This window comes from Microvirga tunisiensis (assembly GCF_009296175.1).
GTDB lineage: Bacteria > Pseudomonadota > Alphaproteobacteria > Rhizobiales > Beijerinckiaceae > Microvirga > Microvirga tunisiensis.
Genome location: NZ_VOSK01000360.1, coordinates 1 through 5,635, shown reverse-complemented (window position 1 = coordinate 5,635; position 5,635 = coordinate 1). Strand labels below are relative to the sequence as shown.

Here is a 5,635-nt window from a genome sequence, read left to right as displayed (position 1 = left end):
GAGGTCACGCCGTTGTGCGGCGCTCGCGACAACAGGGGATTTGCCCGCCATGATCCGCATCCCGAACTAAACCACAAGATGGAATCACAGACAGCATCCGTTGGCCACCCCGCTGAAACCTGCTTAGTCATTGACCGACCTCAGCCCAGGAGGTAGTGTTCTCTTTTCGTTCCGATCAAGCTGCCCCGAGTCATGACCGCTCATTCAGCATCGCGCACGCTGTTCTTCTTCGAGAAGCCTTCGGCCATGCGCCAGCTGCAGCGCTTCTTCAAATCGCCTACGACGATCTGTGTTTCGGCTGAGGGGCACCTCCTGACGGCCGAGGAGCCCGGCGCCGTGCGGGACGAATGGAAGTCGTGGCGTTTCGACACCCTCCCGATCGTGCTCGAGCGTATTCCGGTCACCTACAGCGCCAGCCGCTCCGGCCAGTCGCACAAGCCCAAGGTCGAGGCGATCAAGCAGGCTCTTCAAGGCGTGGAGCGGGTGATCATCGCCACCGATCCGGGCCGGGAGGGGTCAATGATCGCCTGGGAGGTACTTGAGCATCTCGGGTACAGAGGTCGCGTAGACCGTCTCAAGCTGGGGGCCCTCGATGAGGTCTCGATCCGCCGAGCCTTCGCGGCGATGGCCAAGGAGCCCGACTCTGGCGAGCGGGATTACGCCGCCTACCTGGAGGCCCTCTGCCGCCAATATGAAGACTACCACCTGGGGCTCAATGGTACCCGCGCCATCTCCCTGCGGCTACGGCCGCCTGCCTTTCGGGAGCCCTGGCGCTTTGGCGGCGTGCAGACGCCAACGCTTGCAATCCTGGCGGATTTGGAGAAGCGAATCCGCGACTTCGTCCCGCAGGACTATTTCAAGATTGCTCTGACCGTCATCACGGATGCTGGTGCCGAGATTACTCTCTGGCATGCACCAAAAGACAAAATCCTCGACAAACAGGTGGCCGAGAAAATCCAGCAGGCCGCTGCCTCCTGGTTGGGGCCGCTCGGGGTCGAGCAGAAGGATGTGCGCCGGTCGCCCCCTCGCCTGTTCTCCAAGGACACTCTTGCACGCCGCTGCGCCAAGCGGTTCGGCTGGGATCCACAGCACACGGCGAAGCTGGCACAGGAGCTCTATGATCAGGGCTACCTGACCTATCCCCGCACCGAGTCCGAGCACCTGCCGGAGAGCCAGACGGGGGATGCCAGCACGGTCATTGAGAGCGTCGTCGCGGTTCTGACCGATCTCGCGGGTCTCGTGCCAGCCGCTGGCAAACTGGTGTTTCGCAAGGGCAACAAGGGCCATTACGTCAAGGATCCGGGCGAGCACCACGCCATCGTGCCACTGCGCAAGGTGCCCCAGCCGGGGAGCATCAATGGGGATCAGATGCGTCTGTGGGAGCTTGTGGCCAAGAGCTTCCTGGTAGCCCACTTGCCCGACGGGATCGACGCTCAGACCACCATCGCTGTGCAAGTTGCCACGTCACTCGGTCCAAAGCGGTTTTCCGTCAGCGGCAGCGTGATCAAGTCGCCTGGCTGGCGGGCTGTCTATGGAGCCGAGGCTGATGAGGAGAACGAGACTGTTCCGGGCAAGGCCAAGCCGGACGAAGAGCCCACCACTGGACGCCTGCCGTCGATCCGGGACAATGAGCCTGGGAAAGCAACCGATGCCCGGATCGAGACGGCCAAGACCGAGCCACCACGTCGGATCACCCGCGGCGAGTTGCCCGTCGTGATGGGGCGCCTCGTCGATCAGGTGGATGACCCCACACTCAAAGCCGCTCTCGAGAACCCGGCGAACCCAAATGAGCCAAAGGGGCTTGGAACTGCGGCGACCCGCGACACGATCCTACCCAAGCTCCAGAAGAGTCAGTATGTTGAGTTGCTGAAAGGTAAGGACCCGCCGATCCAGGTGACGGAAGTTGGGCTCGCTTTCATTGCAGCGGTTCGGCGTGTCTTTCCTGCCTATGGCGACCCGGTTGGTCGGGCAATGTTCGAGGCTGATCTCGCCGAGATTGGACGGGCATTCACAAGGGACGAGGCCGTTCGTCGGGCCGCCTCCTATCAGGAGCGGACGCGTGCCCGCGTGCAAGAATTGATCGGGGCCATCGCTCAGTCGCAGACGGTTGCCGTTGATCCTACCACAGTTCCTGTGAGTTTTGCGCCGGCTGGGAAGCCACCAACCAAGGCCATGATTGCCTTTGCCACGTCCCTTGCGGCCCGCAAGGGACTAAAGCTGCCTCGTGGTCTGAAGAGCAATGCCGCCATCTGCCGGTCCTTCCTGGACCAGCATGCGCCAGCACGATCATCGGAGGCGGGAGAACACCGGCCTCAGCATGACCCTCGCCCTCCGAGTGAAGCGATGGTGCGCTATGCGCGAGCATTGGCTGAAGAACACGGTGTGGAGTGCCCACCAGAGATCGCGACGGACTTTGCAGCCTGCAGGGCTTTTCTCGACGAGCATGCCTCACGTCATGCAATGAAAGCAGAGGACGGGAGTAAAACCACAATTCGCAAGAACCGTTCACCTGCGGTTGCGAGCGATAGTCCTCGCAAGAGTCGTACTGAAACTCCCGCAACCAAGCGATCCATAGCAGCCAAGGGTGGATCGACCCGAGGCCGTGCACGAGCGCGTCCTGCCAGTCCTACCCAACCATCACGATAAGCGTCGCCCCACACGCCTGCCGAAGAGATCGAAAGAGGGCGTGATCCAGGTGTTAATGAGTGTGTCGAGCTGTTTTAGGTTTTGAACGACTCACGGCGGGGCAACAAAGCCATAGTGAACAGCAAGCCAGATCGTTGGCTCCGTCGCGTCTGTCCATTCAACCCGATGGCGTCTTCCCGCCGGAATCAGCAAGTAATCCCCTCGTTTCAGTTCTCTGGGAGTGGATTCGCCCTCGAACAGAAGGCCAGCGGATCCAGAGAGCAACAGCACCCACTCGGACCACTCCTGGTCGTACCAGAACCCGGGCGGACTTGCCTGCCCTGTAGAGGCAATGCGCTCGATCCTGACACCTTCCGCGGCAACAAGCTCCGCGAATTCCTCGTCCACCGCATCGCGAAGGACGTGTTCGAAGATGTTTCCGGCAGCAGTCAGCATCGCCAATAAATCCGTTCTCGCACTCGAGGCGCTTCATTCACTTGTCTCATTGGCCCGGTTGAATGCACGCCGCTCACCTTCCCACCAAATCTCATGGGGTGAGCCAAGAGGCGGGAGCCGAAGTGCCATATCATCTGTCGGGTGGGGAAACGGGTCATCGTCCACACACGCCTTGCCCCGACAACATTGACCTATCAATCGGTTTCTGTCTCCTCTTCCCTGCTCTCGAGAGGCTCACTCGTTTCCATGATGAAATTGTAGTTGGCCGCGGAGACGTACAGCACATCTTTCCCGAACAGGGAGAACGTCACCGTTCCGCTGCTGTCGACGCTCACGGAGTCCGCTTCGAGTTGGAGAGATTCCCCGGAGACAAAGTTGACCGTCCAGCCTTTGACCATGAGGGCGGCGCGAGATCCTCGCCGCTTAGTCGCGCCTCTCTTGGCGGCTCCCCGTTTTACAGCACCTCTTTCCGTGCTCCTTCCCCGAGCGGCTGCTTGCTTGCCAGTGCCTTTCTTGGAAGCTCCCCGATCCTCTGTGCGTGCTCGACTGACCGACTTGGTGGCTCGTGCCATGACTTGCTCCTCTCGGCTGGTACCTACCCTTTGACGTAGAGAGCTCTCCAGTGCCGGAAAGCCGGTCTTCCCCACGGCAGAGACTTATCGGCGATGGAGCCGGAATAGCGGCGCGTGATCAGGCTGGGTGGTCACAACGGCGACAGGCAAGACAGGCCGACTTGTAACCAACTCGATCCGGAACGAGCGCATGAGTTCGGCCAGCACCAGAGTGGCTTCCGTGAGGGCGAAGTGAGCGCCGATGCACACGCGGGGCCCAACACCAAACGGCAGGTAAGCGAAGCGGTCGACTGCCAAGGCGCCGGGCAGAAAGCGTTCTGGGGCGAACGCATCCGGCTCGTGCCAGTATTTCCGGTGCCGGTGCAGCACCCAAGGCGAGATGATGGCGAGATCGCCCGGCTTCATAGTAACACCCGCGACGTTGTCCGGCTGGCGGGCGGCCCGGACAATCACATAGGCCGGCGGGTAGAGACGCATGACCTCATCCAGCACCGCCCGTGTGTAGGTCAGCTTGAGGAGCGGAGGCTCCGCCTCGCTGTCCGGCTGCACTACTGCCGCGGCCTCCTGGGCGATCTGCCCCTGCACCTCCGGCAAGTGGGCCAGCAGATACACCGACCAGCACAGGGCTACCGCCGTGGTCTCGTGTCCGGCCAGGATCATGGTGGCGATCTGATCTCGCAGTTGCTTGGGCGAGAACCCCTCCCCGCTCTCCGGGTCGCGAGCCGCCATGAGCAGGTCGAGCAGATCGCGCGGACCACTGGCATGGGTTTTAGCTGTCAGCCGCTCAGCCATGATCTGGTCGATCAGCCGGATCCAGCCGCGCCGGAACCAGGCCCGCGCCCAATCGTGGGGTGTGGGAAGGCCGATTGGAACCACAAAATCCAACAGGTGCGGTCGGCCGAGCCTCTGGCCATAGTGCATAATCTGGTCCCGGAGCGCGGAGCCGTGCTGGCCCATCTCAAGGGAGAACATGGTGCGCCCAGCGATCTCTAGGGCGAGACGCTGGATCATGGGAAAGAGATCTACCCGCTCCTTCTCGGTGGCGGCGAGACTGCCGATCATCTCAGTCGTGGCTGACCGGATATGCGGAATGAGAAGCTCGACTGACCTCGGCGTAAAGGCCGGCGCCAGGGTCCGCCGCTGATGGCGCCAGGCAGGTCCCTCGCTGGTGAACAGCCCTTCTCCGAGCAGCGGCTTGAGGATCCGGAGCGTGGCCCGGGTTCGGCCATAGGCCTCCGGGTGATCGACCAGAACATGGCGGATTGCTTCGGGAGCATTGAACAGAACCGAGGAGCGGCCGAAAAAGCGGCGGACGACCACCTTCTCCTCATAGGCCCGCTGCGACCAGACCCGAATGTTGTTGGTTCGCATCAGCGAGGCGAGTTGGCGCGGCGAGAGGTTCTCCGGAGCAGGATCCGGATGCGGCGGGATGAAAGTCCGAATGCCCTCAGGCGCGACGGAGGTCTGCATCGACTATATCTAGCACGTTCAGCCCCCGAGGCAGAGATACCGAACACCAAGGACAGAGGCCACAATCCACCCGAGTGTGGACTTAAACCTTTGCCTCGTAAGATCGGGAGGCGCCGAGGGTCGATCGCAGCATCATTCGAAAGGATTGAGTGCCGAGAACCGACGTCAGGAACGGGAAGCCGGTGCAGCGGCTTGGATGCGAAGGCTGACCGTGGATTTCGGAGGTGATCCTTTGCGACCAGCCAAGCTCGCCGAGAGAATTGGGAATCACGTGAACACGAGTTGCGTGCTCAATCCTTCGGGGCGGTATCCAGACAGGGGAATTTTCGGCCGTTCGGCGCGAGCCGGTTGGTACCAGCTTGGTACCGGCTCTGATCGGGAACTAAGCTCGAGTTTAGCCCATCACACGGCATGGCAGAGTGCGTATACCAAGCATCGCTGAAGCGCCTGTGAGGGTTTTGGCGTTTTGTGCCGGCGCCGGGATGTGAGTAAACCCGTTTCGCGCCAGATAG

At 61.6% G+C, this 5,635-nt stretch carries 4 protein-coding genes; 1 reads left to right on the top strand and 3 read right to left on the bottom strand.

The genetic code is table 11. From position 1 onward, the window contains the following. Positions 1-192: 192 nt before the first annotated feature. Complete coding sequence (locus FS320_RS36555; protein WP_152717231.1) at positions 193-2,646, top strand: type IA DNA topoisomerase; 2,454 nt, start codon at positions 193-195, stop codon at positions 2,644-2,646. Between the two features lie 90 nt (positions 2,647-2,736). On the opposite strand, the gene FS320_RS36550 is transcribed toward FS320_RS36555, so the two are convergent. The 3 genes from FS320_RS36550 to FS320_RS36540 form a co-directional block, all read right to left on the bottom strand. Continuing rightward, positions 2,737-3,081 carry a cupin domain-containing protein gene (locus FS320_RS36550; RefSeq protein ID WP_152717230.1) on the bottom strand — a complete coding sequence of 115 codons (345 nt, stop codon included), beginning with the start codon at positions 3,079-3,081 and terminating at the stop codon, positions 2,737-2,739. Between the two features lie 194 nt (positions 3,082-3,275). After that, on the bottom strand, positions 3,276-3,479 hold the full coding sequence (locus FS320_RS36545) for a hypothetical protein (protein ID WP_152717229.1): 204 nt from the start codon (positions 3,477-3,479) through the stop codon (positions 3,276-3,278). A 258-nt stretch (positions 3,480-3,737) separates the two neighbouring features. Continuing rightward, positions 3,738-5,123: a cytochrome P450 gene (locus tag FS320_RS36540; protein ID WP_152717228.1), complete on the bottom strand. Its 1,386-nt coding sequence runs from the start codon at positions 5,121-5,123 to the stop codon at positions 3,738-3,740. Between the last annotated feature and the right edge of the window lie 512 nt (positions 5,124-5,635).

Excerpts from the sequence above, each read along its gene's own strand:
- FS320_RS36545 (WP_152717229.1), bottom strand. The coding sequence starts at position 3,479 with ATGGTCAAAGGCTGGACGGTCAACTTTGTCTCCGGGGAATCTCTCCAA.
- FS320_RS36550 (WP_152717230.1), bottom strand. The coding sequence starts at position 3,081 with ATGCTGACTGCTGCCGGAAACATCTTCGAACACGTCCTTCGCGATGCG.
- FS320_RS36555 (WP_152717231.1), top strand. The coding sequence starts at position 193 with ATGACCGCTCATTCAGCATCGCGCACGCTGTTCTTCTTCGAGAAGCCT.
- FS320_RS36540 (WP_152717228.1), bottom strand. The coding sequence starts at position 5,123 with ATGCAGACCTCCGTCGCGCCTGAGGGCATTCGGACTTTCATCCCGCCG.